At 68.5% G+C, this 25,168-nt stretch carries 20 protein-coding genes; 13 read left to right on the forward strand and 7 right to left on the reverse strand.

From position 1 onward, the window contains the following. Positions 1–7: 7 nt before the first annotated feature. From ACFWN2_RS28750 to ACFWN2_RS28760, 3 genes are all read left to right on the forward strand, one after another. The gene (locus ACFWN2_RS28750) at positions 8–3,883 is read left to right on the forward strand and encodes an SGNH/GDSL hydrolase family protein (protein ID WP_382432580.1); all 3,876 of its coding nucleotides are present in this window, start codon (positions 8–10) and stop codon (positions 3,881–3,883) included. A gap of 86 nt (positions 3,884–3,969) precedes the next feature. Beyond that, positions 3,970–4,332 (forward strand): hypothetical protein, encoded by a 363-nt coding sequence (locus ACFWN2_RS28755; protein ID WP_382432582.1) that lies wholly within the window; start codon positions 3,970–3,972, stop codon positions 4,330–4,332. A 36-nt stretch (positions 4,333–4,368) separates the two neighbouring features. After that, the gene (locus ACFWN2_RS28760) at positions 4,369–5,982 is read left to right on the forward strand and encodes a glycosyltransferase family 87 protein (protein WP_382432584.1); all 1,614 of its coding nucleotides are present in this window, start codon (positions 4,369–4,371) and stop codon (positions 5,980–5,982) included. Here the strand turns inward: ACFWN2_RS28760 and ACFWN2_RS28765 are convergent. From ACFWN2_RS28765 to ACFWN2_RS28775, 3 genes are read right to left on the reverse strand one after another with little or no spacing between them, the layout of a single operon-like run. Then, entirely contained in the window at positions 5,894–6,901 is a 1,008-nt protein-coding gene (locus tag ACFWN2_RS28765; protein WP_382432586.1) for a GDSL-type esterase/lipase family protein, read from the reverse strand. The genes ACFWN2_RS28760 and ACFWN2_RS28765 overlap by 89 nt on opposite strands. Positions 6,902–6,920: 19 nt before the next feature. Continuing rightward, positions 6,921–8,297 carry a glycosyltransferase family 87 protein gene (locus ACFWN2_RS28770; RefSeq protein ID WP_382432588.1) on the reverse strand — a complete coding sequence of 459 codons (1,377 nt, stop codon included), beginning with the start codon at positions 8,295–8,297 and terminating at the stop codon, positions 6,921–6,923. A 23-nt stretch (positions 8,298–8,320) separates the two neighbouring features. Continuing rightward, entirely contained in the window at positions 8,321–9,091 is a 771-nt protein-coding gene (locus tag ACFWN2_RS28775) for a deoxyribonuclease IV (RefSeq protein WP_382432590.1), read from the reverse strand. Positions 9,092–9,222: 131 nt separating this feature from the next. Here ACFWN2_RS28775 and ACFWN2_RS28780 point away from each other — a divergent pair, with 131 nt between their 5' ends. The 7 genes from ACFWN2_RS28780 to ACFWN2_RS28810 all read left to right on the forward strand — a co-directional run bounded on the left by ACFWN2_RS28780 (position 9,223) and on the right by ACFWN2_RS28810 (position 15,630). Beyond that, entirely contained in the window at positions 9,223–10,155 is a 933-nt protein-coding gene (locus ACFWN2_RS28780) for a hypothetical protein (RefSeq protein WP_382432592.1), read from the forward strand. A 101-nt stretch (positions 10,156–10,256) separates the two neighbouring features. Beyond that, positions 10,257–10,565: a 30S ribosomal protein S6 gene (rpsF, locus tag ACFWN2_RS28785; RefSeq protein WP_089919040.1), complete on the forward strand. Its 309-nt coding sequence runs from the start codon at positions 10,257–10,259 to the stop codon at positions 10,563–10,565. 29 nt (positions 10,566–10,594) lie between these two features. Then, positions 10,595–11,104 (forward strand): single-stranded DNA-binding protein, encoded by a 510-nt coding sequence (locus ACFWN2_RS28790; protein WP_382432594.1) that lies wholly within the window; start codon positions 10,595–10,597, stop codon positions 11,102–11,104. A gap of 58 nt (positions 11,105–11,162) precedes the next feature. Next, complete coding sequence (rpsR, locus tag ACFWN2_RS28795; RefSeq protein WP_030480165.1) at positions 11,163–11,402, forward strand: 30S ribosomal protein S18; 240 nt, start codon at positions 11,163–11,165, stop codon at positions 11,400–11,402. 18 nt (positions 11,403–11,420) lie between these two features. Then, a complete protein-coding gene (gene rplI / locus ACFWN2_RS28800; protein ID WP_382432596.1) occupies positions 11,421–11,873 on the forward strand; it encodes a 50S ribosomal protein L9 in 453 nt (150 codons plus the stop codon). Between the two features lie 607 nt (positions 11,874–12,480). Then, positions 12,481–14,439, forward strand: a complete 1,959-nt coding sequence (gene dnaB / locus ACFWN2_RS28805; protein WP_382432790.1) for a replicative DNA helicase — start codon at positions 12,481–12,483, stop codon at positions 14,437–14,439. Positions 14,440–14,847: 408 nt separating this feature from the next. Beyond that, positions 14,848–15,630: a hypothetical protein gene (locus ACFWN2_RS28810; protein ID WP_382432598.1), complete on the forward strand. Its 783-nt coding sequence runs from the start codon at positions 14,848–14,850 to the stop codon at positions 15,628–15,630. Here ACFWN2_RS28810 and ACFWN2_RS28815 read toward each other — a convergent pair. Further along, positions 15,576–16,175: a TetR/AcrR family transcriptional regulator gene (locus tag ACFWN2_RS28815; RefSeq protein ID WP_382432600.1), complete on the reverse strand. Its 600-nt coding sequence runs from the start codon at positions 16,173–16,175 to the stop codon at positions 15,576–15,578. The genes ACFWN2_RS28810 and ACFWN2_RS28815 overlap by 55 nt on opposite strands. Positions 16,176–16,298: 123 nt before the next feature. Between ACFWN2_RS28815 and ACFWN2_RS28820 the strand changes: the two genes are divergently transcribed. Both ACFWN2_RS28820 and ACFWN2_RS28825 read left to right on the forward strand, forming a co-directional pair. Beyond that, positions 16,299–17,138, forward strand: coding sequence for an SDR family oxidoreductase (locus tag ACFWN2_RS28820; RefSeq protein ID WP_382432602.1), 840 nt, complete (start codon positions 16,299–16,301; stop codon positions 17,136–17,138). 44 nt (positions 17,139–17,182) lie between these two features. Further along, the gene (locus tag ACFWN2_RS28825; protein WP_382432604.1) at positions 17,183–17,551 is read left to right on the forward strand and encodes a hypothetical protein; all 369 of its coding nucleotides are present in this window, start codon (positions 17,183–17,185) and stop codon (positions 17,549–17,551) included. Between the two features lie 70 nt (positions 17,552–17,621). On the opposite strand, the gene ACFWN2_RS28830 is transcribed toward ACFWN2_RS28825, so the two are convergent. The 3 genes from ACFWN2_RS28830 to ACFWN2_RS28840 all read right to left on the reverse strand — a co-directional run bounded on the left by ACFWN2_RS28830 (position 17,622) and on the right by ACFWN2_RS28840 (position 23,933). Then, positions 17,622–20,633, reverse strand: coding sequence for a chaplin family protein (locus tag ACFWN2_RS28830; protein WP_382432606.1), 3,012 nt, complete (start codon positions 20,631–20,633; stop codon positions 17,622–17,624). Positions 20,634–20,828: 195 nt separating this feature from the next. Continuing rightward, positions 20,829–21,605: a hypothetical protein gene (locus tag ACFWN2_RS28835; protein ID WP_382432608.1), complete on the reverse strand. Its 777-nt coding sequence runs from the start codon at positions 21,603–21,605 to the stop codon at positions 20,829–20,831. Positions 21,606–21,755: 150 nt separating this feature from the next. Further along, positions 21,756–23,933 (reverse strand): hypothetical protein, encoded by a 2,178-nt coding sequence (locus ACFWN2_RS28840; protein WP_382432610.1) that lies wholly within the window; start codon positions 23,931–23,933, stop codon positions 21,756–21,758. A 79-nt stretch (positions 23,934–24,012) separates the two neighbouring features. On the opposite strand from ACFWN2_RS28840, the gene ACFWN2_RS28845 reads away from it, so the two are divergent. After that, positions 24,013–25,164, forward strand: coding sequence for an AI-2E family transporter (locus tag ACFWN2_RS28845; RefSeq protein WP_382432612.1), 1,152 nt, complete (start codon positions 24,013–24,015; stop codon positions 25,162–25,164). The last annotated feature ends 4 nt before the right edge of the window (positions 25,165–25,168 follow it).

Consider the following 25,168-nt stretch of genomic DNA (forward strand, 5'->3'; position numbering starts at 1 on the left):
GATCGAGATGCGCTTACCCGGAGCAAGAGCGCGGGGCCGGGCCCTGCGCGGCAAACCCAAGATCGCGGTGGCCGCGATCATCGCGTCGTTGCTCGTCACCACCGCTCAACCAGTCACGGCGGCACCTGAGGCGCCCCGGCGACCCGCGGCACCGGTCGACAGGACCGACCCCAGCACGACCGACGCCGGCAAGCGCGCCGAACAACTCGGCGCCGGCTGGCAGCAGTCGGGGGACCGGGCGTGGACCACGAGCGGTGACGCGGACGGTTTCCACCTGCTGGTGGCCGACGCGTCGACCGGCTACACGTGGCGCACCGCGGCGACCCTGTCCGAGGCCGGTTTCGACGCCGACCAGTGGATCGGCAACGCCTGCGTCACCGAGTCCGGCAAGCGCGCCGTCGTCGTCTACGCGCCCCGCATCTTCACCAACCGCGACGCGCTCTCGGCGCGCGGCGGATTCAGCGCCGTGGTCGACCTCGACACCGGTGCCGTGACGAAGCTGAACGTCCGGTCCAGCCTCGCCTACTTCAACCCCGGTTGTGGCAACGGCGAACAGGCCGTGCTCACCCAGGAAGGCGACGAGTTCGACAAGACGGGCCTCAGCCGCGTCGACGCCGCGGCCGGGTCGGCGAGTGCGCGCATCGAGGTGGACGGACAGGTCACCTCGGCGGTGCCGACGAAGGCCGGGATCGTGGCGGCGGCACGCGACGCGGTCGTCAAGATCGATGAGAAGGGCGTGCGCACGAGGATCGCGGCCGCCACCGGAACGCCGTTCCTGCTGAAGCCCGACGCCGACGGAGGCCTCGTCTTCCTGGAACAGCTGAAGGACGACGTGCGGGTGCGGCGTTCGCTGCCGGCCGACCCGAAGGCCAAGCTCACGACGCTGGCCACCGGTGCGTTGAAGGACCTGGCCGTGACGTCCGGACGGGCCGGCAAGGTCTTCATCACCGGCACCGCGAAGTCCGTGTCGGCTCTGCCGCCGTCGGTCGCGAAGATCGACGTCGCGAGGGACGCCACCGTGTCCACCGAGGGCAGGAGCGCGGTGGAACGGTCCGAATGGGACGGTCCTGCCGAGGGCGATGCCGCCCGTCCGGCGAAGGTCGAGCTGAAGGTCCTCCCGACCGGGCAACGGCTCGGCTTCAAGGTCGACCCCGCGGCACGGGTCAGCGACAAGGCGGCTTCCGGCCGTGCGCTGCACCCGAAGCTCGGTGACAGCAAGGTGCAGGCCCAGCTCGCCGGCGTCACCGACGCGGTGGACGCCGACCGGGTCTGCTCGATTCCGCGTGGTGATCCCGACCAGATGGCGACCCAGCCGACGCCCGCCCAGGTCGAGTGGGCAGCCGACCGGGCCGTGCTCGGCACGCTGGAGCAGACCACCGGCGCGCAGAAGATGTTCCCGCGCGTCGCGATCGACGGCGGCGACAAGGTGCCGCCGCAGATCCTGCTCGGCATCATGGCCCAGGAGTCGAACCTGTGGCAGGCCGCGCGGTACGCGCTGCCCGGCGTCACCGCGAACCCGTTGATCGGCAACTACTTCGGGCTGCTGATCTACAACAGGGACGGCTCTGACGACTGGGACATCCACTGGGACAAGGCGGACTGCGGCTACGGCATCACGCAGGTCACCGACGGCATGCGGCTGGCGGGCAGGGAGGGAGACATAGACAGGCACGGTCGGGCGCTTCCCCTCGACCAGCAGCGCGCCATCGCGTTGGACCACAAGTCCAACATCGCCAAGGGCCTCCAGATGATCTCGGAGAAGTGGAACCAGACGCGGCGTGCCGGCCTGATCGTCAACGACGGCAGCTACCGGAAGATCGAGAACTGGTTCTTCGCGGCGTGGGCCTACAACTCCGGCTTCAACGTGAACAAGGGCGACGGCTCCCCGTGGGGCCTCGGCTGGACCAACAACCCGATCAACCCGAGGTACCAGACGAACCGCAACGCGTTCCTGGACACCTGCCAGTGCGACGCCAAGAACCCCCAGTACTGGCCGTACCCGGAGAAGATCATGGGCTGGGCCGCCCACTCGATCGGCACGACCTCGGGTCCCGGCTTCGCCCCCGCGTGGTGGGTCAACCCCGAGTACCGCTCGGCGGTGAAACCGCCCTCGGACCTGTTCTGCAAGGCGGAGAACAACTGCTACCCCGGACAGAAGTGGGTGCCGGACGACCCTTCGGTGCTCCCGGAGGAGGGTGACGACCCCGAGCCCGCCGGACCGTGCGACAACAAGAACCCCGCCACCGGCAAACGGGACCTGAAGTGCTGGTGGCACTTCCCGGCGACGTGGAAGAACGACTGCACCGCCGAGTGCGGCAACTGGAACTTCACCTACGACGTCGAGCCGTCTCCCGGCTGGGGCACCAACTACCCGCCCCGGTGCGGACGGGAGACCCTGCCGCAGGGCGCCCTGATCGTCGACGACTCGGTGAACACGCCTCAGCAACCGTCGCCGGCGTGGGCCGACCCGGCCCGCAAGTGCGTGCGCGACTGGAACAACCAGGGCAAGTTCGAGCTCGACTTCCACGACTCACCGTCGGCGAGGATCGACTTCCACCAGATCGGTGCCGGCTTCGACAACCACTTCTGGTTCGGGCACACCCGTCAGAACGACGAGCAGGGCGGGTTCGCCAGGGTGACCGGCACGTGGACGCTGAACCAGTCGCTGAGCTGGGCCCGCGTGCTGGTGCACCTGCCCGACCACGGCGCCCACACCCAGCAGGCGAAGTACGAGATCGACCTCGGCAACGGCATCACGAGGGAGCGGTACATCTCCCAGGGCACCGAGGCGAACAAGTGGGTCTCGCTGGGCGTGTACCAGTTCGCCGGACCTGGGAAGCCGACGGTCAGGCTGAGCTCGGCGACCAGGGAAGGGCTCGGCACCGCCGACGTCGCCTGGGACGCGATCGCGTTCCAGCCGTTGCCGGGCAAGCCCAAGCACGTCATCGCCGCTCTCGGTGACTCCTTCTCGTCGGGCGAAGGAGCCGGCGGGTACTACAAGGAGTCCGACAACAACCACGGCAACCAGGAGTGGAACGCCTGCCGGCGCAGCCAGGACGCGTGGCCGCGCAAGTTCACCCTGCCCGGCGTGGACGGGTACGTCGGGAACGCTTCTGACCGTTTCCAGTCCGACGTCGAGCTGGGATTCGTGGCCTGTTCCGGGGCGGTGACCTGGAATCTCGACGGCGGTGCGAGCGGGACCAGTTACCCGAGGTCCTGGGACGAGCCGGACAACTACGATCTGGGTGAAGGGCAGTTCCGCGAGATCAGGCAGTTGGACAGCGGTGTGCTTTCCGCCGACACCACCTTGGTCACCCTGTCGATCGGCGGTAACGACGCCAATTTCAGCAAGGCCATCGCGGACTGCGTCGTGTTCGACTGCTCAACGGAAAGCTACCAGTCGTTGCACAAGTCGAACATCGACAAGGCACAGGCGAACATCCTGCGCGTTCTCAACAACATCAAGGTCAAGGCGAGAAACGCCAAAATCGTGCTGATGGGTTATCCCGCGCTTTTCAGCACGACGAACGCCTGTGCTTATGGAATCACCGGAGACGAAGCCAGGGCGATCGCCGGGCTCGCCCAGTACATGAGCGACAAGCTGAAGCAGACCGTCACCAGTGCCGGATCGGCGGTCAGCTTCGCCGACCCGCGCAGCCAGTTCGCAGGTCACGGCATCTGCGATCCGGAACCGATGATCAACAGCTACATCTTCGGACCGCAGGGTGAAGGCGATTTCCACGCCGGTGACAAACAAACGCTCTGCTGGCTCATCAATTCCAGCTGCGCCAGCCGTTCGTCCGTGCACCCGAACGTCTCGGGAACCTATGGCTACGGAAGGGTGTTGGAAGCAAAGCTCCAGGAGATGAACTACGGTCGATGACTGACTCCGATCGCACGAATCCCACCGACGCCGGGCGTTCCGTCCGGCGTCGGTGGGGTCTCACGATTCTTACGATCCTGATTCTGGTGGGCCTCCTGCTGGCCGCGTTGCAGATCTACCTCAAGTTCCGCGAGATGAACCCCGAGAACCAGCTTTCCCAAGAGGTGGAGAACATCCAGAACCGCCTCCGCGAACGCGCTGCGGACGGGATTCTGACGAACGAGGAAATAATGCGGAGCACCCACCGCGACAGCGATGGCGATCCGAAGGTGCGCCAGGACGGGTCCGCACTGCACTTCGACACCGCGGTGTACGTCGTCACCAGCTCCTTTCTCGGTTCCTCCTCAGCGGAGGGGTGCTACACGTTCACGGTCTCCACACCGCTGTCGTCCGCCAGCACCGTCACCGCCGCGAAGATCGCGACGGATCCGCAGTCGGCAGGATGTTGACCACGGCGAAACGGTCTTGGCCGTAACATCCGCGACGTGCCCAGCAGCCCTGCCGAGCGTCCCGCCGAGGCCCCCGAGTCCGACCTCGCCGAGGACACCGCCTCGCTCACCCGCGAAGAGCGCGTCGCGCCCACGTGGACCGAGTCCCTCGCGCGCGGCCTGAGCAGACCGTTCGGCGGTCCGCTGGGCGAGCACGCGCTGGTCGGCCGGAACTACTTCTGGACGGCCGTGCGGGTGATCCTGCTGCTCGCCATCGTCACGTTGCTGTTCGGGTGGGTGCAGAAGTCGCCGTGCATCCAGCAGTACGTGGACGACAAGGGCGTCGTGCAGCTGGACTGGCGGGGCAGCAAGCAGTTCACCGCGCTCTGCTACTCCGACACCGTGCCGCTCTACACCGCGGAACGGCTCGACCAGCGCGGTTCCTTCCCGTACATCACGTCGTGGAAGGACGACGAGGGCAAGCCGACCGAGCACGTCCGGTACATGGAGTACCCCGTGGTGACGGGTGTGTTCATGTGGCTCAACGCTCGGGTGGCGCAGGGGCTCGTGGCGCTGGTGCCCGGCCTGCCGATGACGGTGATCGTGTTCTTCAACGTCACCGCGTTCTGGCTGGCCGTGGCGTGGCTCGTGACGGTGTTCTCGGTCGCCCGGATCGCGCGGCGCAGGACGTGGGACGCGGCCATCGTCGCCGTGTCGCCGCTGGTCATCGTGCACGCGTTCACGAACTTCGACACGATCGCCACGGCGTTCGCGACGGCCGGTCTGCTGGCGTGGGCGCGGAAGAAGCCCGTGCTCGCCGGTGTGCTGCTGGGGCTCGGTGGTGCGGCGAAGCTCTATCCGTTGTTCCTGCTGGGGCCGTTGCTGTTGTTGTGCTGGCGGTCCAACCGGATCAAGGTCGGTCTCACCACCACCGCGGCGGCCATAGGCGCGTGGGCGCTCGTCAACGCGCCGATCGCACTGAACCCGGCCTCGCACACGGGGTGGAGAGAGTTCTTCCGCCTCAACACCGAACGCAACGCGGACCCGGACACGCTCTACAACGTCCTCGTGCAGTGGACGGGCTGGCAGGGCTTCGACCCCGGGCTGACGCAGGGGCAGCCGCCGACCGTCCTCAACACGGTCAGCATGGTGCTGTTCCTCGTGTGTTGCGCCGGCATCGCCTACGTGGCGCTCTCGGCGCCCACCCGGCCGAGGCTCGCGCAGCTCGGGTTCCTGGTCGTGGCGGCGTTCCTGCTGACGAACAAGGTGTGGAGCCCGCAGTACTCGCTGTGGCTGGTGCCGCTGGCCGTACTCGCGTTGCCGCGCTGGAAGCTGCTGCTGGCGTGGATGACGGTCGACGCGCTGGTGTGGGTGCCGCGCATGTACTTCTACCTCGGCACGGACAACAAGGGCCTGCCGATCGACTGGTTCCTCGGCGCCGTCCTGCTGCGCGACGCGGCCGTCATCACGTTGTGCGTGATGATCATCAGGGAGATCTACCACCCGGAGCGCGACCGCGTGCGGATGGCGGGCGACGACCCGTTGGAGGGCGTGCTGGCCGACGCGCCGGACCGTCCGCTGGTCATACCCGCACGAGGCGAGCCATTGCACCGAATGCGGCCCCGTTCGGATGCAGGTGATCACCGGAGTCGAACTCCGGACGCAGTCTGAGCTGGTCGGCGGGGTCGCGCACGGCCCCGTCGAAGTCGATGGCGCCGGGGTAGGTGGCGCGGATCCACGCGTTCACCTTCTGGCGCTGCTGCTCGCGTTCCTCGGTCCAGGCGAACCAGCCGCGCCACGGCGTGATGGTGCCGATGTGGAACTCCACGCCCTCCTGGCGGCAGCGCAGCTGAACGGTGCGGATGCCCGCGATGACGTTCTCGGCGCTGACGCCGTTCTGGATGTCGTTGATGCCGCCGAGCAGCACGACCTTGCGGACTTCCTTGCTGAACAGGACGTCTCGGCGCACACGGGTGACCATCGGCGCGTTGCCCAGCACCACGCCGTTGCCGTTGATGCCCGCGTTCAGGATCGCGTAGTCGCTCTCGACCAGCGACGGCCAGGTGTTCTCGTAGAACCCCTCGGTGATCGAGTCGCCGAACATCACCACGGCGCCCGGTGCGGTGAAGCCCGCGACCTCGACCGCCGAGACGAGGCAGATCTGCTCGCGCGTGGACGTGATCGTGCGATGTGCCCGCGCCTGACACGGCGTGCCGGCCGGGGTGTACGTGCTGATCTCCAGCGTCTTGTCGACCGCGAGCCGCACGGCGTCGCTGTAGACCTCGGCGCGGGCCCTGATCGTGACGGCGCGGGACCTGCCGAACGTGAGCTGCCGCGTCTCGCCGTCGGCCGTGACGGTGGCCTGTTCAACGCGGACGGGCTTGGTGCCCATCAGGTTGGACAGGCGCACCCGGACCGACGTACCGCCCGCGTCGAGGTCGACCGTCGTGCGCACGCTCTGGTCCGGCACGGTGCTCGACAGGGTCGGCACGGCCTGCCACACCGGCAGCCAGCGGATCACCTCCGAGCGCACGGGCACTCCGGAGGCACCGCAGACCAGCAGCAACGCCAGCACGATGATCACCCTCACGGGTGCAGTCTGCGGCCGGTCAACGCTGTGCTGCTACGTCCCCGCGGAGGAATTTCAGATCTTCGTGGTCGTCCTCGGTCACGTCCCTGGCCTTGAGGAACACCACGAACAGCGCCACGAGCAACGCGGCACGGCCCCACACGCCGATCATCACGGCCTGCGCGGAGAAGCTGTCGTAGATCCCGGCCGGCTGACCGAACTCGATCGCCCAGAACCAGCGGAAGATGCCGATGCCCATGGCCAGGTCGACCACGAAGTACGCGAACGCCCACATCAGCCGCACGCGCAGCAGCACCAGGAACGGCACCAGCCACAGCGTGTACTGCGGCGAGTGGACCTTGTGCAGCAACATGAAGCCGCACAGCATCGCGCCGGACACCGCGATCCACGGGTAGCTGCCCTCGCGCCGGAACCGCATCCAGCCGTAGCCGGCGGCGATCGCGAACGAGATCAGGATCGTGATCGGCGAGATCACGCCGACCAGCGACTGCATCGCGTCGTCGCCGATGAACGGCCGCAGGCCCCAGTACCAGATCGAGTTCGTGGTGATGTCGACCCTGCGCAGCGACTGGAACTCGAACGACGCCGCCCAGCCGTCGTATCCCGCGATCGCGAACGGCACGTTGACCAGCACGACCGTGACGATCGAGGCGAGCGCGACCTTGACCGCGCCGGCGACGTCGACCTTCTTGCCCTCCGGCATCTCCTGGCCGCGCCAGCCGCCGGTGGCGACGAAGAGCATCAGCGGCAGCACGAACGCAGCCGGGTAGACCTTGAACGCGAACCCGAGCCCGAGCAGCACGGACGCCACGGTCGCTCTTTCGACCAGTGGCCGGTTCCACCGGTGCACCACGAAGACCGCGGCGACCGAGCACAGGACCACGGGCAGGTCCCAGTTGTGGAAGGCGTAGAGGATCAGCGGTGGCCCGATCGCCCACAGCAGGGCGCGCCAGCGGGCCAGCTTGCCCAGCAACCAGCCCGTGAGCAGGCCGAACGGCGCCATCAGGAGCGACGAGAAGAGCAGGTACTGCGCGTCGTTGTGCGCGAAGATCGCGCCCGCCCAGATGATCAGGCCGGAGAGCACCGGGTACTCGACCGAGCCCCCGATGAGGATGCCCTGCTCGTTGATGTTGCCGTCCACGTACGGGAAGACGTGGCGGTCGATGTCGCGCCCGATCCAGAGGTGCTGGATGTCGGAGTAGCAGACGTCCTGCTTGTTGCGCTCGTCGTAGTCGGGCTGCGTGCGGCCCCACTGGTCGAACGCGGGACCGGTGCAGCGGTCCTTGTTGACGAAGCCCAGCAGCAGCGTGAGCCCGCACAGCAGGACGAGCACGACGGCGGCGGGCCTGCCGAAGCGGCTCGCGAAACGCCCGCCTTCGCCTCGCTCGGGCGTCACGCTCACCACCTCGTGCACGGTGTTCACCGGCCGGCGCGGTCGCGCAGGAAGGCGATGTCGTCGGCCTGGCCCTCGTCCGGTGTCTCCACCACGACGGGGCATCCGGCGGTGGCGACCACGGCCGCCAGCTGGTCGGCGTCGATGGTGCCAGTCTTGATGTTGTCGTGCCGGTCGCGCGAGGAACCGAACTCGTCGCGCGAGCTGTTGAGGTGCACGAGGTCGATGCGGCCGGTGATCGCTTTCACCCGATCGACGATGCCGACCAGGTCCTCACCGGCGGCGAACGCGTGGCAGGTGTCGAGGCAGAAGCCCGCGCCGAACTCGCCGACCGCGTCCCAGAGGAGCTTCAGGGAGTCGAAGGTGCGGGCCATGGCGCCGTCGCCGCCCGCGGTGTTCTCGATCAGGACCGGGACCGCGAAGCCGCCCTCGGCGACCTGGCGCTCGAAGAACTTGCGCCAGTTCGCGAAGCCCTCTGCCGGGTCCTCGCCCTTGGTGACGTGCCCGCCGTGCACGATCAGGCCCTTGGCGCCGACGGTCGCGGCGGCCTCCGCGTGCTGGATCACGTTCTTCCTGGACGGAATCCGGATCTTGTTGTTCAGCGACGCGATGTTGATCATGTACGGGGCGTGGACGAACACCTCCAGATCGGAGGCGAGCAGCGCTTCCGCCTGTGGATGAGGTTTCGGCTTCTTCCAGCCCTGGGGATCCGACAGGAAGAACTGGACGACCTCGGCCCCGCGTTCGGCCGCGGCGCCGACCGGGTCGTCGTCGCGTACATGGGCCCCGATGCGCATGTGCAGGAGGGTAGTCGGCGTCCATAACGCGATCGCAGCCGCCGCCGATAGGAGTAATTGCGAAAACTGGGGGTGGTTCGCGTCACCACCAGGACCTACGGTCGTTACTTGAGAGTAGGAAAGGGGTTCGCATGAGGCTGTTGAGCGTCGCCGCCACGGCGCTGCTGGCCCTGGCGTCCGCTTCGGTGGGCGGGGTCGCACACGCGGCGGATCCCATCGTGGTCGGCAGTTGCGCCACCACCGTGCAGGGCGCGCCCGGCACTCCTGTCTCCCTCAGTCCGGCCGCCGTGACGCAGCCGATCACGGACCTCGTGCGCGCCGTCCCGTTGCTCGGGCCACCGCTCGCCGAACCGTTCAAGCAGGCGTTCGCCCAGGTCAAGCCCATTCCGATCGGCGCGGTGCAGGTCGGCACGACGACCATCTCCGGCGGCACGATCGCGAACGCCGTCATGGTCGAGGTCAACAAGATCCCGCTGCTCGGGCCGATCCTCGGCACGCTCGACAAGACCGTCCGTTCGACGCTGACGGGCGGCTGCAGCATCACCGTCGTCGCCGTCAACCAGGTCGCGGCGCCGATCCAGGACGGGACCGCGGCGATCGCGAACAAGTCCGAGGAAGCCGTCGGCGCGCTTCCGGGTGCACCGAAGCCGCCCGGCCAGCAGCCCCAGCCGCAGCCGGGGACCAACCCCGGCACCCAGCCGGGCACGCAGCCCGGCGTTCCCGGTGTGGGCGCTGGCGCGCCCAGCAACCGCGACTTCTCGCTGTACCCGATCGGTTCGAACTTCGGCCGCGTGCCGCTGTTCAGCTACGGCTCGCTGCCGTTCGCGATGCCCGGCCTGTACTCGCCGTCGCCCGGCGTGCGGTACGGCTCGCAGGTGCCCCGCGCGTCCAACGGCACCGGCGTCGCGGGCGACTCGGTGCAGGCCGCCGGTCGCGCGACGGCGTTGCCCAGGCTCTCCGGTCCCGGCGGCGTCGGCGCTCCGGTGCTGGTCGCGGTGCTGATGCTGGCCCTGGTCACGGGCGCGCTGGTGCGGACCTGGGTGCTCCGCCGCACCCCTGCGTAGTCGCCGGACGCGCTCTGTTAACCTTTGTCAGTTGCTGACGCGACGACCCTCCTGCCACGGAAAGCCCGTGGCCGCGAGTCCACAGGAGGTGAGTGGTCCTCATGCGTCATTACGAAGTGATGGTCATCCTCGACCCCAGTCTCGACGAGCGCACGATCGCGCCGTCTCTCGACACGTTCCTCAACGTCATCCGCACCACGGGCGGAAACGTTGAGAAGGTCGAGGTGTGGGGCAAGCGCCGGTTGAGCTTCGAGATCAACAAGAGCAGCGAAGGCATCTACGCCGTGCTCGACCTGACCTCGACGCCGGACGCGGTGAAGGAACTGGACCGCCAGCTCGGTCTGCAGGAGACGGTGCTCCGGACGAAGGTCCTGCGCCGCGAGCCCGCCAAGTCGGCCGCCAAGGCCTGACGAACCTCGATTAGGGGAGCTCCCAAGACATGGCTGGTGAGACGACGATCACGGTAGTCGGGAACCTGACTGCCGACCCCGAACTCCGCTTCACCCAGAGCGGTGCCGCGGTGGCGTCCTTCACGGTCGCTTCCACGCCCCGCACCTTCGACCGCCAGTCCGGCGAGTGGAAGGACGGCGAAGCGCTGTTCCTGCGGTGCAACGTGTGGCGTCAGGTCGCCGAGAACGTGGCCGAGTCGCTCACCCGCGGTTCGCGAGTGGTGGTCACCGGACGGTTGCGCCAGCGTTCCTTCGAGACGAAGGAAAACGAGAAGCGCACCGTCGTGGAGCTGGAGGTCGACGAGATCGGCCCCTCGCTGCGCTACGCGACCGCGAAGGTCAACAAGGTCAGCCGTGGAGACGGCGGCGGTGGCGGCGGCTTCGGCGGCGGCGGCGGTCAGCAGTCTCGTGGCGGTGGCGGCGGCGCGCCGGCAGACGACCCGTGGGGTTCCGCCCCGCCGGCCGGCTCCGGTGGCTTTGCCGACGAGCCCCCCTTCTAGACCGACTGCACCGGTCATCCAGTACTTCACACATCGCGTATCCAGGAGTTAGAGACACATGGCCAAGCCGCCTGTGCGCAAGCCCAAGAAGAAGGTCTGCGCCTTCTGCAAGGACAAGAGCGCGTCCCTGATCGACTACAAGGACACGACGCTCCTCCGCAAGTTCATCTCCGACCGCGGCAAGATCCGTGCCCGCCGCGTCACGGGCAACTGCTCGCAGCACCAGCGCGACGTCGCTGTTGCCGTGAAGAACGCCCGTGAGATGGCCCTGCTGCCCTACACCTCGACCGCCCGCTAAGAGAAAGGGAACATTGCGATGAAGCTCATCCTCACCGCTGACGTTTCCGGCCTTGGCGCGCCCGGCGACATCGTCGAGGTCAAGGACGGCTACGGCCGCAACTACCTGCTCCCGCGCGGCCTCGCCATCGTCGCGACCCGCGGCGCGCAGAAGCAGATCCAGGTCATCACCCGCGCGCAGGACACCCGCCGCGTGCGCGACCTGGACCACGCCAAGGAGATCAAGACCGCGCTCGAGGGTCTCTCCGTGGAGCTCAAGGCCAAGGCCGCCGCCGGCAGCAGCAAGCTGTTCGGCTCGGTCACCGCGTCGGACGTGGCGGCTGCCGTCAAGTCCGCCGGTGGTCCGGTCCTGGACAAGCGCGCCATCGAGCTGCCGGGTCACATCAAGACGACCGGCAAGCACTCGGTCACGGTTCGCCTCCACCCCGAGGTCACCGTCGCCCTGCCGCTCGTTGTGACGGCGGGCGAGTAGTTCGATCTCGTAGGGCGTCCCCGCCACACGTTGGTGGGGTTCGCCCACGGTTCGGTTTGCTGAAGCGCTGCTCACCCGGAATGCTCCGGGTGGGTGGCGCTTTCGCTCGTTCGGACTAGTGCCGCTCTGTCCACGTCCTGTGGATAAAATCGAGGTTTAGCTCGTCCGCGACACGCCGACAAAGGTGTTTCTCGCGACACGCCGACGGTGTGGCACACAACTTCTTCCACAACTTGTGCACAGCCTCTGAGCTGCGGTTATTTCTGTCACTCCACGGGTTGTCAACAGGTTGTCCCCAGCGCCGTGATCCCTGTGAGCAACCATCCACAGGTTGTCCCCCAGTTGTCCACAGGTCGATCCACACGCTGGTTTGCTTGCTCCGGACGGGTCCCTCTAGCGTCGCGTCCAGGGCGACGCCATCGCACAGCGTGGCCGCCCGGAATTGTCGGTGCCGCGCGGTACAACTAGGGGACTCAGGCACCGTCTCTCGACTCTTCGCAGGGGTGATTCGGCAGTGGCGCTCGTGGACGACCGGGGTATGGCAGAACCCTCATTCGAGCGTCAGCCGCCGCAGGACCTCGCCGCCGAGCAGTCCGTTCTGGGCGGCATGCTGCTGTCCAAGGACGCGGTCGCGGACGTGATCGAGGCCCTCGCGCCGAACGACTTCTACCGCCCGGCGCACCAGGCGATCTACGACTGCATCCTCGACCTGTACGGCCGCGGCGAGCCCGCGGACCCGATCACCATCTCGGCCGAGCTCGAACGCCGGGGCGAACTGATGCGCGTGGGCGGCGCGCCGTACCTGCACACGTTGATCGCGACGGTCCCCACGGCCGCGAACGCCGGCTACTACGCCGAGATCGTGGCCGAGAAGGCGGTGCTGCGCCGCCTCGTCGAGGCCGGCACGCGGATCGTGCAGCTCGGGTACAACGGCGCCGAGGGCGCGGACGTCGACGAGGTGGTCGACCGCGCGCAGGCCGCGATCTACGAGGTCACCGACCGCCGCACGACCGAGGACTACGTCGCCCTCGAAGACCTGCTCCAGCCGACGATGGACGAGATCGACGCCATCGCGTCCCGAGGCGGCATCTCGCAGGGCATCCCGACGGGCTTCGCCGACCTAGACGCCCTGACGAACGGCCTGCACGGCGGCCAGATGATCATCGTCGCCGCCCGCCCCGGTGTCGGCAAGGCGCTGGCGCTCGACACCCCGCTGCCCACCCCGTCCGGCTGGACGACGATGGGCGAGGTCTCCGTAGGCTCGTTCCTGATCGGCGCCGACGGCCGCCCGACCCGAGTGGCCGCCGCGACCGAGGTGATGACGGGCCGCCCGTGCTTCGAGGTGGAGTTCTCCGACGGCACGGTCATCGTCGCCGACGCCGAGCACCAGTGGCTGACGGAGTCGTGCAGCGAGACCGGCGGTTTCTGGGCGATCCGCACGACAGCGCAACTGTTCGACCGCGTGGGCGTCTGCCGCATGTTCGTCCGCATGTCGGCGGCCTGGGACCTCCCGACCGCCGCACTGCCCCTGCCCCCGCGCAAGCTGGGCCTGTTCCTCTCGGGCCTCGGCGACCTCGAACTGACCGACGACGAACTGCGCGTCGCCAAGGACCTGGACCTGGCCGACGACCCGCACATCCCAGCCGCCTACCTCCGCGGCTCGCGCAAACAGCGCGAAGAACTGCTGGCCGCACTCCAGATCGACGGCCGCTTCGCCCGCCTGCGCCAGGACGTCGACGAGCTCGTCGCAAGCCTCGGCAAGCACGACCAGGTGGAGATCACCGCCGTGCGCCCCATCGCGTCGGTGCCGGTCAGGTGCGTGGAAGTCGACAACCACGACCACCTGTACCTCGCTGGCAAGACGATGATCCCGACCCACAACTCGACGCTGGGCCTCGACTTCGCCAGGTCGTGCTCCGTCAAACACGGCCTGACCAGCGCCATCTTCAGCCTGGAAATGAGCCGCACGGAAATCGTCATGCGCATGCTCTCCGCCGAGGCCCGCATCCGCCTCAGCGACATGCGAGGCGGCACGATGAGCGACGACGACTGGACCCGCCTGGCCCGCCGCATGAGCGAGATCAGCGAGGCCCCGCTCTTCGTGGACGACAGCCCGAACCTCACGATGATGGAGATCAGGGCCAAGGCCCGCCGCCTCAAGCAACGCCACGACCTCAAGCTCGTGGTCGTCGACTACCTCCAGCTGATGTCCTCGGGCAAGAAGACGGAATCGCGCCAGCAGGAAGTCTCGGAGTTCTCCCGAAACCTCAAGCTGATCGCCAAGGAACTCCACGTCCCGGTCATCGCGATCTCCCAGCTGAACCGAGGCCCGGAACAGCGAACCGACAAGCGCCCGATGCTCTCCGACCTCCGAGAGTCCGGCTCCCTGGAGCAGGACGCCGACATGGTCATCCTGGTCAACCGCCCCGACGCGTGGGAGCGCGACGACCCGCGCGCTGGCGAGGCCGACCTGATCATCGCTAAGCACCGCGCGGGGCCGACCGCGACCATCACGGTGGCGCACCAGCTGCACTACAGCCGTTTCACGGACCTCGCACAGACCTGATCAGCGGTTGCGGGGTTCAATCCCCACGACCAGATCCTCTTTGTCCCGCGGATGCCGTCATCCACCACGCTGCGGTCCCGAACAAAACACCGGGCACGGCGGCTTGATCCACGCCCGTCGAGTCGAACCACACGATGCACGCTGATCCAGGTCTGCGACCGTCGGCCGCCGGCCGCAGAACGTGATCAGCTATCGGCTAGCACCAGATCCAGCCGGCGCCCTGACACATCTCGCACTGCTCGTCGCCGCGCAGGCCGGAGCCCCCGCAGTCGGGACAGTGTTTCGTGTCTGCGTTGTGGTTCATGCAGGTCAGGCTGTCGCTGATGTCGAACGCATCGTCCCCTCCAAAAACAAGGGGTTCGCGAGTTCGCGCTGCGACAGCCGCCACGGCGGGCCGACACTGAAGTCGTGATCAAGCACATGGAGATGGACGACACGCCGACCGGTGCGATCGTGCGCAACTGGCCAGGATTCGAGAACTGGGAGTTCGAGGCTGACGTCGATCTGCGCACCGGCCGTGTGTTCCTGCGTCGTATCAGCAAACCGCCACGATCACGCCGCCAACTCCCGCGCGAAGAGGCCCGCCGCATCATGCGCGCGGTCGGAGTGCGCTGGGGGTTCGGGGTGTTCGATCCCAGCGCATCGGGCGCAGCCGATGAGCAGGAGCAGCTCGTGCGCCAGCGGATGCCGGTGGCCACGGGATTCGACGCGGTTGACTTCGTTGTCGCATCGCGGCCCTACCCTCGTGGGAGGCACAACAAGCGGGAGCGTGCCGAGACGGTCGCGATGGTTTACGGCGTTGCTCTTGGTCAGGGCCTTTGTCCGTTCAAGGTGCTGTCCAGGGTCTACGGGCACCGGGTGAACACCACCGGCACGATCGACAAGTTCAGCACCACCGTCGCGAGGTGGGTGCGAGAGGCACGTGAGGAAGGGTTCCTCGCGAAGTTCGACCGCGCCAAGCACATGCCGCAGCGCTGGCCGGGTGCCCCCAGGCACGAGCTGGAGGCGCGGCGCTCTCCGGTCATGAAGCCGACACCACCTGTGGAAACCACGAAACGCCCTGCTCATAACCAGAGCGGCGGCCAGCTGGATGGGTGCGCGACACCGCGCCTAACTGCGGTAAGGCTGGACCCGATCTACGAGCGAGGCCGCAGGCCTCGCAACGCCGTGTCCACCACCTGCTCCGCATAAGCCCCGGTCAGAGGCGCCGTCCGGTGCAGCCACCGGTTGAGGATCGGCCCCCAGATCAGGTCGATCGCCACCTCCAGGTCCACGTCCCCGTCGATCTGCCCTGCCTGCTGGGCCGCGCGGAGCCGCGCCCTCTTGAGGTCGCGCATCGGGCCGTCGAGCCGGGTGGCGTAGTCGGCGGCCAGAGCCCTGTCCAAGACGATCTCGGTGTGGAGGGCTCGCATCGTCTGGTCGAAGCGTTCGTCGTTCAGCTCGTCGACGGTGGCCACCAGGACGAGTTTCAGGTCTGCTGCCAGGTCGCCGGTGTCGGGTAGGGCTGCTGCTTCGCCGTCTCCCGCGAGGCTCAGGAAGGCGTCGAAGAAGAGCGCGCCCTTTGAGGGCCACCAGCGGTAGATCGTCTGTTTGCCCACGCCCGCTGCCTTGGCGATGCGTTCGATCGTGAGTTTCGCGTACCCCACTTCGCCCACCTGGTCGATGGCGGCGGTGAGGATGGCTCGCCGGACTGCGTCGTTGCGCCGGGTGGGGTCCGGGGCGGTTGTCGTGGACACGGGGCCGACGATAGCAAATGGCGAGACGAGACGTCTCGTCTTGACATGGCGTTGCAGCTCGGGGCATGCTTCGGCTCGTCAGCGAGACGAGACGTCTCGTCTCGCCAAAACGAAGGATGCACGATGACTGCTTCAGCGAGGGTTTGGTTCGTCACCGGTGCGAGTCGGGGTCTTGGGCGGGCGTTCACGGAGGCCGCGCTCGCCGCCGGCGATCGGGTGGTCGGCGTGGCCCGCGACATCAGCACGCTCGACGACCTGGCGGAACGGCACGGTGAGCGGTTGCTGGCGTTGAGCCTCGACGTCACCGATCGGGAGAAGGTGTTCGACGTCGTCGGGCAGGCCGTCGAGCGGTTCGGGCGGCTCGACGTCGTGGTCAACAACGCCGGGGCGCTGTTCACCGGGATGGTCGAGGAGTTCAGCGAGGCCGAGGCTCGGGCGCAGATTGAGCTCAACTTCTTCGGCGCGCTGTGGGTGAGTCAGGCCGTCGTGCCGCATCTGCGGCAGAACGGAGCTGGGCACCTGCTGCAGGTTTCCAGCATCGGGGCGTTGGGCGGGTTCGCGAGTACCGGGTTGTACAGCGCCAGCAAGTTCGCGCTCGAAGGCATGAGTGAGGCGTTGGCTGCCGAGGTCGCGAGGTTCGGGGTCAAGGTGACCATCGTGCAGCCCGGCGGGTACTGGACCGACCTCTACACGAGCAGCCGGGCGGCCTCGCCGGACGCCGTCTACGACGAGCTTCGGGAGGAGTTGCAGAAGATGTGGGCCGAGGGGTCTGTCGACAGCGCGCCGGCGTTGGCGGCGGAGGCGGTGATGACGCTGGTCGACAGTGACGAGCCGCCGCTGCGGTTGTTGCTCGGCAGCATGGTCTACGACGTCGCGTTCGACATCTCGCGGCGGCGGATGGAGACGTGGGCGGCTTGGGAGGAGACGAGTCGCGCCGCGGAGAAGGCGATGCCCCAGCCGTGAGGTTCACCCTGGTCAACGCGGTCTGGCTCCGCTAGAACCGGACTGTGCTGCACGACCCGCTGACGGGGCTGCCCGGACACGCGTTGCTGCTCGATCGGTTGGAGCAGTCGCTGATCCGCGCCCGGACGAGGGGGACGCTCGTGACGTTGGTCCTGGTCAGCAGGCCGGACGACCTGCTGACGACCGCACGAGCGCTTCGGGAGAACCTGCGGCCGGACTTCACGGTCGCGCGGTACGGGGACTCGGTGCTGGCGGTGCTGGCCGAGCACGACTTCGGGGACGGGTCGCCGATCGCGGAACGGATCAGGCGGCTGGCCGGGGAGAGTCCGCACGTCCACTGGGTCACGAGCGACGGGGACGCGGAGCCCGAGCAGGTGCTCCGAACAGCGCAAACACCCCCCGCACGGCACTGAGCCCCGGCGACACCGTCGTGTCGCCGGGGCTCAGCTTCTTACCGGAGGAGGGTGTTACAACTGCGGGGTGTTACAGCGAGCCGGTCACCGTCTGGAACAGGTTGGCCGGGTCGATCATGGCGAGCGCCGGGGCGCCCAGCGGCAGCTGCGGCAGCGCGCGCTCGTCGGCCTGCGGGGCCAGGCCCTGGGTCGGGTTCAGGTTCAGACCCGAGAGGGACGCCGGGCCGTCGACCGGAAGGGTCGGCAGCGAGCGCTCGGTGGGCAGAGCCGGCAGCTGGACCGGAACCGGCAGGGCCGGGGCGGTCACGGGCAGGGACGGCAGCGAACGCGCGGTGGCGCCGGCGGGCACCAGGCCCTGAGCGACCTCGAGCACCTGGCCGAGGGGCAGGCCCTGCACGTTCGGGGTGATGCTGCCGGTGCCACCGTTCAGCGGCAGAGCGGAACGCTCCTGCGCCACGCCGGGCAGAGCCGGGGTGGGCAGCTGGCCGGCCATGGCCGCCAGGTCAGCCGGGTTCGGGAACTGGTTGACCGGGAGCTTGCTGTCGAGGCCGTGGAACGCCGGGACCTCGTTGGCCTGCAGCAGGCTGTCGACGCCCTTGGGGAGCTCGAGGCCCTTGAGCTGCGCGGCACGCAGGGTGCCGGCGTCCTCGCCGGTGAGCTGCGTGTCGTCGCTGACGCCCTCGGTCACGGCCTGGCCGACGACCTCGACGGGGATGCGCGCGACCTTGGCCGCCGCCTCGACCGGAACGGTCATCTCGCGGGCGGTCAGCGGGCCGGAGCCCTCGGTCAGCATCTCGCCACCGGCGGAGGTGTACGACGACTTGTCGGTGACCGTCGTCGCGTTGCCCGCAGCCGCGACCGCGTCCGCGTACACGCCGGCGAAGGCGTTGGCGGGGACGTGGATCAGGTTGCCGGAGACCGAGGCGTCCTCAGCCGTCGAGTAGCTGTCGGCACCCGAGACGACGTTGGTGGCGGAGACCACGTCGGAGTTCGTGATGCCGGCCGCCGCGACGGAGTTGCCGGGGACCGCGGGGAGAACGGCCGGCTGCGCGCCGATCAGGTTGCCGGAGACGGCGCCGCCGTCGCCCTTGCTGTTGACGTCGCCACCGGCGACGGACGACAGCGAGTTGGTGGAGAAGGCGTCGACGTTGCTGCCGCCGCCGACCGACCAGCCGAGCACCTGGGTGCCGGTGGCGACCGGAGCCGACACGACGTTGCCCGCGATGGAGCCCTTCTCACCGGTGGTGAGCGCGTCGCCGCCGGCCTTCATGTCGGTGGCGTTGTCGCCCGTGGTCTTGTTGTTGCCGACCAGGGTGGCACCGTCGGCGAAGACCTGGGCCGGCGTCGAGGTCGGGACCTGGACGATGTTGCCGGAGACCGAGGACTTCTTGCCGTAGGCCTTCGGGTCCTTGCCCGCGATGACCTTGGTGTCGTTCGCCGTGTCGGACGTGGTGTTGCCCACCAGGCCGGCGGTGACGGCGAAGACCTGCGGCGCGACGGCCGTGGGCGCGGTCACGATGTTGCTGGAGACCGTGCCGTGGTCGTCCTGCGTGTTCGGCTGACCGCTGGAACGGACCAGCTTGGTCTCGTCCGCGGCACCGGACGCCTGGCCACCGAGGGTGGCGGCGAGGCCGTAGACCTCGGCCGGAGCGGCGAGCGGGGTCTGCGCGATGTTGCCGGAGAGGACCGAGTCGTTGCCGGTCGTGCCCTGGTAACCGTTGGTGGTCGACTTGACGTCGTTCTCGCAGGTGCCCGCGGCCTGACCCGCGAGGGTGGCACCGTTGCCGCACACGTCGACGGCCGTGGCCGGGGGAACGTCGGCGATGTTGCCCGAGAGGACCGACTTGTCGGCCTGGGTGTAGGTCTCGCCGCCCGCGTTCGAGGTGACCTCGTTGGCGTGGTCGGTGAAGGCGTTGCCCACGAGGGACGCGCCGTTGCCACCCACGGCGGCGGGAAGCGAGACCGGCGCGCCGGCCACGTTGCCCGACCCGGTCGAACCGGTGCCGCTGGTGTGCTTGGTGCCACCGGCGTTCGCCCAGTTGGACGTGTCGCTGACGGCGTTCGAGTTGCCACCGACGGCGGCGGCGTTGTCGTCGACCGTGATCGGGCCGGCGAGCGCGGGCTCGACGATGTTGCCGGCCAGGGTGGCCGGGTCGCCGTTGGTGTCGACGTTGCCACCGGTGATGGCGGTGCCGGTCTGCGTCGAGTCGGTGTCGGCGTTGCCGGCGCCGGCGGCCGCGTTGCCGTTGACCTCGGCCAGCGGGGACAGCGGAACCGGGATGGCGTTGCCGGAGATCGAGCTGCTCTTGCCGCTCGTCCAGATGTCGCCCTCGGAGGAGGCGAACGTGTCGGCGGTCGAGTTGGCGTCGGCGATGCCGGCCGCTCCCACGCCGTTGCCGGTCAGCTGGACCGGGGTCGCACCCTGCTCGGAGATGACGTTGCCCGAGATGGCGCCCTTGTCACCGTTGGTGGTGATGTCGCCGCCGGTCGTGGAGACCTGCTCGGCCGCGGTGTGCGTGGTGGCGTTGCCCGCCGCCGCGATCGCGTTGCCGGTGATCTGGACCGGGAGCACGTGGTTGACGGCGACGACGTTGCCGGCAAGCGCCTGGCCCGCGCCGTCCGTGACGATCGTGCCGTCGCGGTGGGTGTGCTGCGAGCAGTCGGCGGTGGCCTCGGTGTTGGAGAGGACCGCGATCGCGTTGCCGCAGATGTTGATCGGCACATCGACGTGCGCCTGGATCGTGTTGCCGCGCACCACGTTCTGCAGCGGCGTGCCCTGCAGGCGCTCACCGGCCTGGCGGACGAGCGGGTTCGCGACGGGCGCTGCCGTGCGGGTCGGCACCGCGCTGGTGACGCGGTCCGTGCTGATCGTGCGGTCGATCTTGGGGAGGGTGACCTCCCGGACCGGCGTCGCCAGCTTGTTCTGGTCGGCCTTGATCGGAACAGCCGCCGCGACGTCGACGGCCGGAGGCGCGGCGTCGGGGTCGACGTTCTCCTGGGCAGAAGCGATGCCCGTACCGAGCATCAGCAAACCACCAGTGACAAACGCGGTCTGAAGTCCGCGCTTTGCCCAGGTCTGCATTAGAACTCCTTCATTGGGTTTCCCGTCAGAAGCGACGGGGGCTCAAGGGGGTGGGGCCGAAGCGCGCAGGGGAAGGCGCGCCATCACCGGGGGAGTCGCACGCGGTGATCGACCGAATTGAGCGCAAGAAAAAAGCGCGACGGTCGACTTCCGGACAGCCAGGGGAGGAGGGCTGCCGCGGACCGCGCGCTGGAATCAGTCGGGGTTGATACCGGGCTGCTTGCCCGGCGTCACGGTGACCTCGTCGGTGGACGGCGCGAGAGCGCGCGTCGACGAGATGCCGTGAGCGTTGCCGGACGCAGCGAGAGCAGCAATGGTGCTGCCCTTGGCAGAGCCAGAACCGTCGTGGCACGAGGAGCACTGCACCGGCGCGGGGGCCGGTGCGGGCAACTTCGGCATCGGGTTGCTGGGCAGGGACGGAGCCTGCTCGGAGGGCACGACGAAGTTGTTGTGCTCCAACAGATCCGTCCACGAGGCACCGGACACGCCGGTGACCTGCGGAACCACCGGAGCCGGCGACTGAACGGCTTCGGTGACGGGAACGGCCGGGATCTCCGGGAACGTCACGTCCAGCGACCGCGCGGTGGCGGGAGCTTCGGACTGACCGATCCTGGAGACCTGCGGCAGGATTCGTGCGGCGATCTGCTCGACCGCCTGGGAGACCTGCACGTCCGGCAGAGCGGCGCGAGCCTTCTCGTGCTCGGCGCGCAGGGTCTCGTCGATCTTGTGCACCGCGTTGGCGGCGGGGGCGACGACCGGCAGCTTCTCGTCGCTCTTGGCGACGAGCTTGCTGATGACGTCGACCTGCTGCGCCTCGGCGGGGACCACCTCGTCGGCCGCGTGAGCAGCCGAAGTGCTGAGCACCCAGGCAACCGCAGTGCCCGCGATCGCACCACCAACAGCGAGCAACGCACGAGAGGCGAACCGGCGCATGCCGTTCGCTCCCGTCTTCGCTCGCAGATCAGCGGACAACGCAGGAAACCTCGCTACTCGGTGGCACTCAAGGGATTCGCCGACGATCAAGCTGATCAAGTCGACGTCGGCGACTCTGCCAGTCCATCCACCATGAATGCACGCTCTGAGCGCTCGGTTAACTACATCGTGTGAACGCCTTGCCCTGCCTCACACCCGCTTCAGGACGCGTGCCGCACCCGCCGCCGCGGTCGACGCGAGGATCCATCCGACGGCCACGAGCAGCGAAGATATCCATTGCGACGCACCGGTGAACTGCCACTTGCCGTCGTGTCCGAAGTCGATGATCGGGATCAACAGGTCGAGCGCGAGGAGGGCGGCGTTCCACACCGGGTCCTCGTCCTTGTTGAGCTTGACCATGGGGTGCCAGTTGAACCACAGCGCGCCGAAGAGCCAGAAGACGCCGAGCCAGCAGATCGCGAGCCACGGCCGGTAGCCGTAGCCGACCGTCCACCTCTGCACCGCGCCCCACACCCGGCCGGCACGACCGAGTTCGGAGTAGCGACGGCGTTGCTTCTCCAGCTGGACCTTCTGCGCGAGCTCCTCCTCACCGCCCTGTTGGTAAACGGCGGCGAGCTGTTCGTACGGCCCCGGCGCGAAGTCCGGCTGCACCTTGAGCAACCACTTGAGCCGCGTCTGCACCGGAACGTCCGGGTCGGCGGTGATGCCGGCGAACTCGAAGTCGTCCACGGCGACGCCGCCCTCGGCGTCCCACAGACCCGGCCCGTCGGTCACCGACACCGCTTTGAGGCGGCTCAGCACTATTTTCCCCTTGGGCTGCTGGCCCTCGGGGATGTGCAGGCGGAACTGGTGGACCGTCAGCCCGTACGCGTTCAACGCGATGTCGGCCGCGGTCGAGCCGAGGTGCGAGTCGCTGAACGTCGCCATCTTGCCGACCTCGCCCAGCCGGATCCGCACGCCGCCGACCGCGGTGAACCCGCGGCTGCACAGGAGGTCCTTGCCGATCGTGATGGCGCGGGCGTCGAGCGACGGCTTCTGCGTGCCGTTCGGACGGAGCCGCGGCAGGGTCAGCTCGGCGCCGGACATGTCGAGCGTGGAGCCGATGTTCGCGTTCTGCAGGCGGACCGAGCCCTTGGCCTTCAGCTCGCGCAGGAAGAGCGTGCCGCCGATCTGGAGGCGGTCGGCGAACAGGACGTCGATGCCGGGCCCGTGCAGCGAGACGCCGGACATGCTGGCGCTGCCCATGATGTGCGCGTTCGACAGCCGGACCTGCCCGTAGGTGCGCAGGGCGGGCGAACGGGTGCCGCCGCCGTTGACGGCGCTGCGGGCCTCGACGTCGCCGCGGACCTGCATGCCGTCCGCGTGCAGGGCGACCGGGATGCGGTTGGTGACGTCGCCGGCGAGCTCCTCCGCCACCTCGCGCGGCCCGATCACCGCACCGGACAGCCGGAGATAGCCGCCGATGCTCGCGTTGGGCAGCCGGACGGTGCCGGTGCTGGTGAAGCCGTCGTCGAGCTCGACGTTGCCCTCGACCCGGATGCGGTCGGCCACGAGCGTCGCGGCCTCGTCGGCCGATCCGTGCGGCAGGACCAGGACCTGGTTGTCGACCTGGTGCGTGGAGTTCAGCCGGGCTCCGGTGAACTCGAGGTTCCCGCCGACGCGCGCGCCGTCGAACAGCACCCGGCCGTCGGCGGTGAAGCGGCCGCCCTCTGAGTTGCAGAAGACGTTGCCCGAGACGACGACACCGGACGCGTCGAGCGCGTCCTTGCCGGGGTTGATCAGCCGGGCGCCGCCGAGGTGGACGCTGCCGCCGATCGCCGAACCCCTGAGCCTGACCTCGCCGTTGGCCCGCATCGCGATGGCCTGGACGGAACCGCTGACCCGGAGGCGGGCGCCCAGCAGCGCGTGGTCGGTGTCGGACCGCAGCACCGCCCCGGCCAGCCGGAGCGTGCCGTCGACGGCGGCGTCGGTGAGGTCGACGGTGCCGGTGCAGGTGAAACCGGCCTCCAGGACCAGGTCGCTGAACACCCTGAGGTTGCGGCCCTGCAGTCCCGGGACGCGGGTGCCGCGCAGCCGCAGGCCGATGAGGCGGGCCATCCGCAGGTCGAGCGGGTTCTCGAACGTGCAGTGGGTGAGGTCGATGACGCGCGTGACGCGCGTGCCCTCCAGTTCGAACTTGCCGGTGATTCGTGCGTTGCGCAGGCGCAGAGCGGGTAGTCCCTTGCGCGGAACGCGGTACATGCCGGTCAGCAGACCGGTGAGCACCTCGCCGCGAGCGCTCTGCCCGGTCAGGTCCAACTCGGTACCGCCCGCGTAGGCCCCCGCGACCTGGCGCTCGACTTCGGTCAAGTCTTCCGGCTTGATCACTTCGTCCTCCCCTGACGAGTCGGATCATCCCTGGTGGAGTTCCGGCTTGGCGAGGGTCCGAACAGTTAACGTGAGGTCCATGAGCACGCCGGAGTCCGAGATCAGCGGCCGAGTTCCGAAGCTGCTGCGGGTGAGTGCCGCGCTGAGCTGGCGGTTCGTCGTCGTCGTGGCCGCGTTGTACGTGGTCGCCTACGTGTTCGGCTATCTCGCGTCGATAGTGATCCCCGTCGCTATCGCGTTGTTGCTGGCAGCGCTGCTGTCGCCGGGCGTCTCGAAGCTCGTCGAGTGGCGGGTGCCGCGCGGCGTGGCGGTGACCGTGATGATGATCATCGGTCTCGGCGTGCTCGGCGGCGTGCTGACGTTCGTGATCAGCGAGTTCTCCCGCGGTCTCCCCGAGCTGCAGACGCAGGTGGCCGCCTCGCTCGACACCATCCAGACGTGGCTGAAGGACGGGCCCGCCCACCTGTCCGACCAGCAGTTGCAGAGCTACGTCAACGAGATCGTGAAGACGATCAAGGAGAACCAGGCCGAGATCACGTCCGGCGCGCTGACGACCGCTGCCACCCTCGGCGAGTTGCTGACCGGCTTGCTGCTGGCGCTGTTCACGTTGATCTTCTTCCTGCACGACGGCGACGGCATCTGGCGGTTCGTGACGCGGGCAGTGCCTCGCGACGTGCGTCAGCGTGTGGACGTGGCCGGCCGTCGCGGGTTCGGCTCTCTCGTCTCTTATGTGCGCGCCACGGCCGTGGTCGCGATCGTGGACGCAGTCGGCGTCGGTGTCGGCCTGGCGATCATCGGCGTGCCGCTCGTGGTGCCGCTGTCGGCGTTGGTGTTCCTCGGCGCGTTCATCCCCATCATCGGTGCGGTGTTCACGGGTGCCGTCGCGGTCTTGATCGCGTTGGTGACCAACGGGCCTATCGCGGCTCTCGTGGTGCTCGCCGTTCTGATCGGCGTGATGCAGCTGGAGTCGCACGTGCTGCAGCCGCTCCTGCTGGGCCGCGCGGTCAAGCTGCACCCGCTGGCCGTGGTGCTGGCGATCGCGGGCGGCCTGGTGACCGGTGGCATCGCCGGCGCGCTGCTGGCCGTACCGTTGCTGGCGGTGCTGAACTCCGGGATCCGGTCGCTCCTGTCCGACGCGGACGCGGAGCAGAACCCGGACAAGGTGGACGTGCTCAACCCCCAGGACACAGCGCCCAAGGACGACAAGAGCGAGCGGGTCAAGGAGCTTTGACGCT

Source organism: Lentzea sp. NPDC058436, from assembly GCF_042721515.1.
In the GTDB taxonomy this organism is placed as follows: Bacteria; Actinomycetota; Actinomycetes; order Mycobacteriales; family Pseudonocardiaceae; genus Lentzea.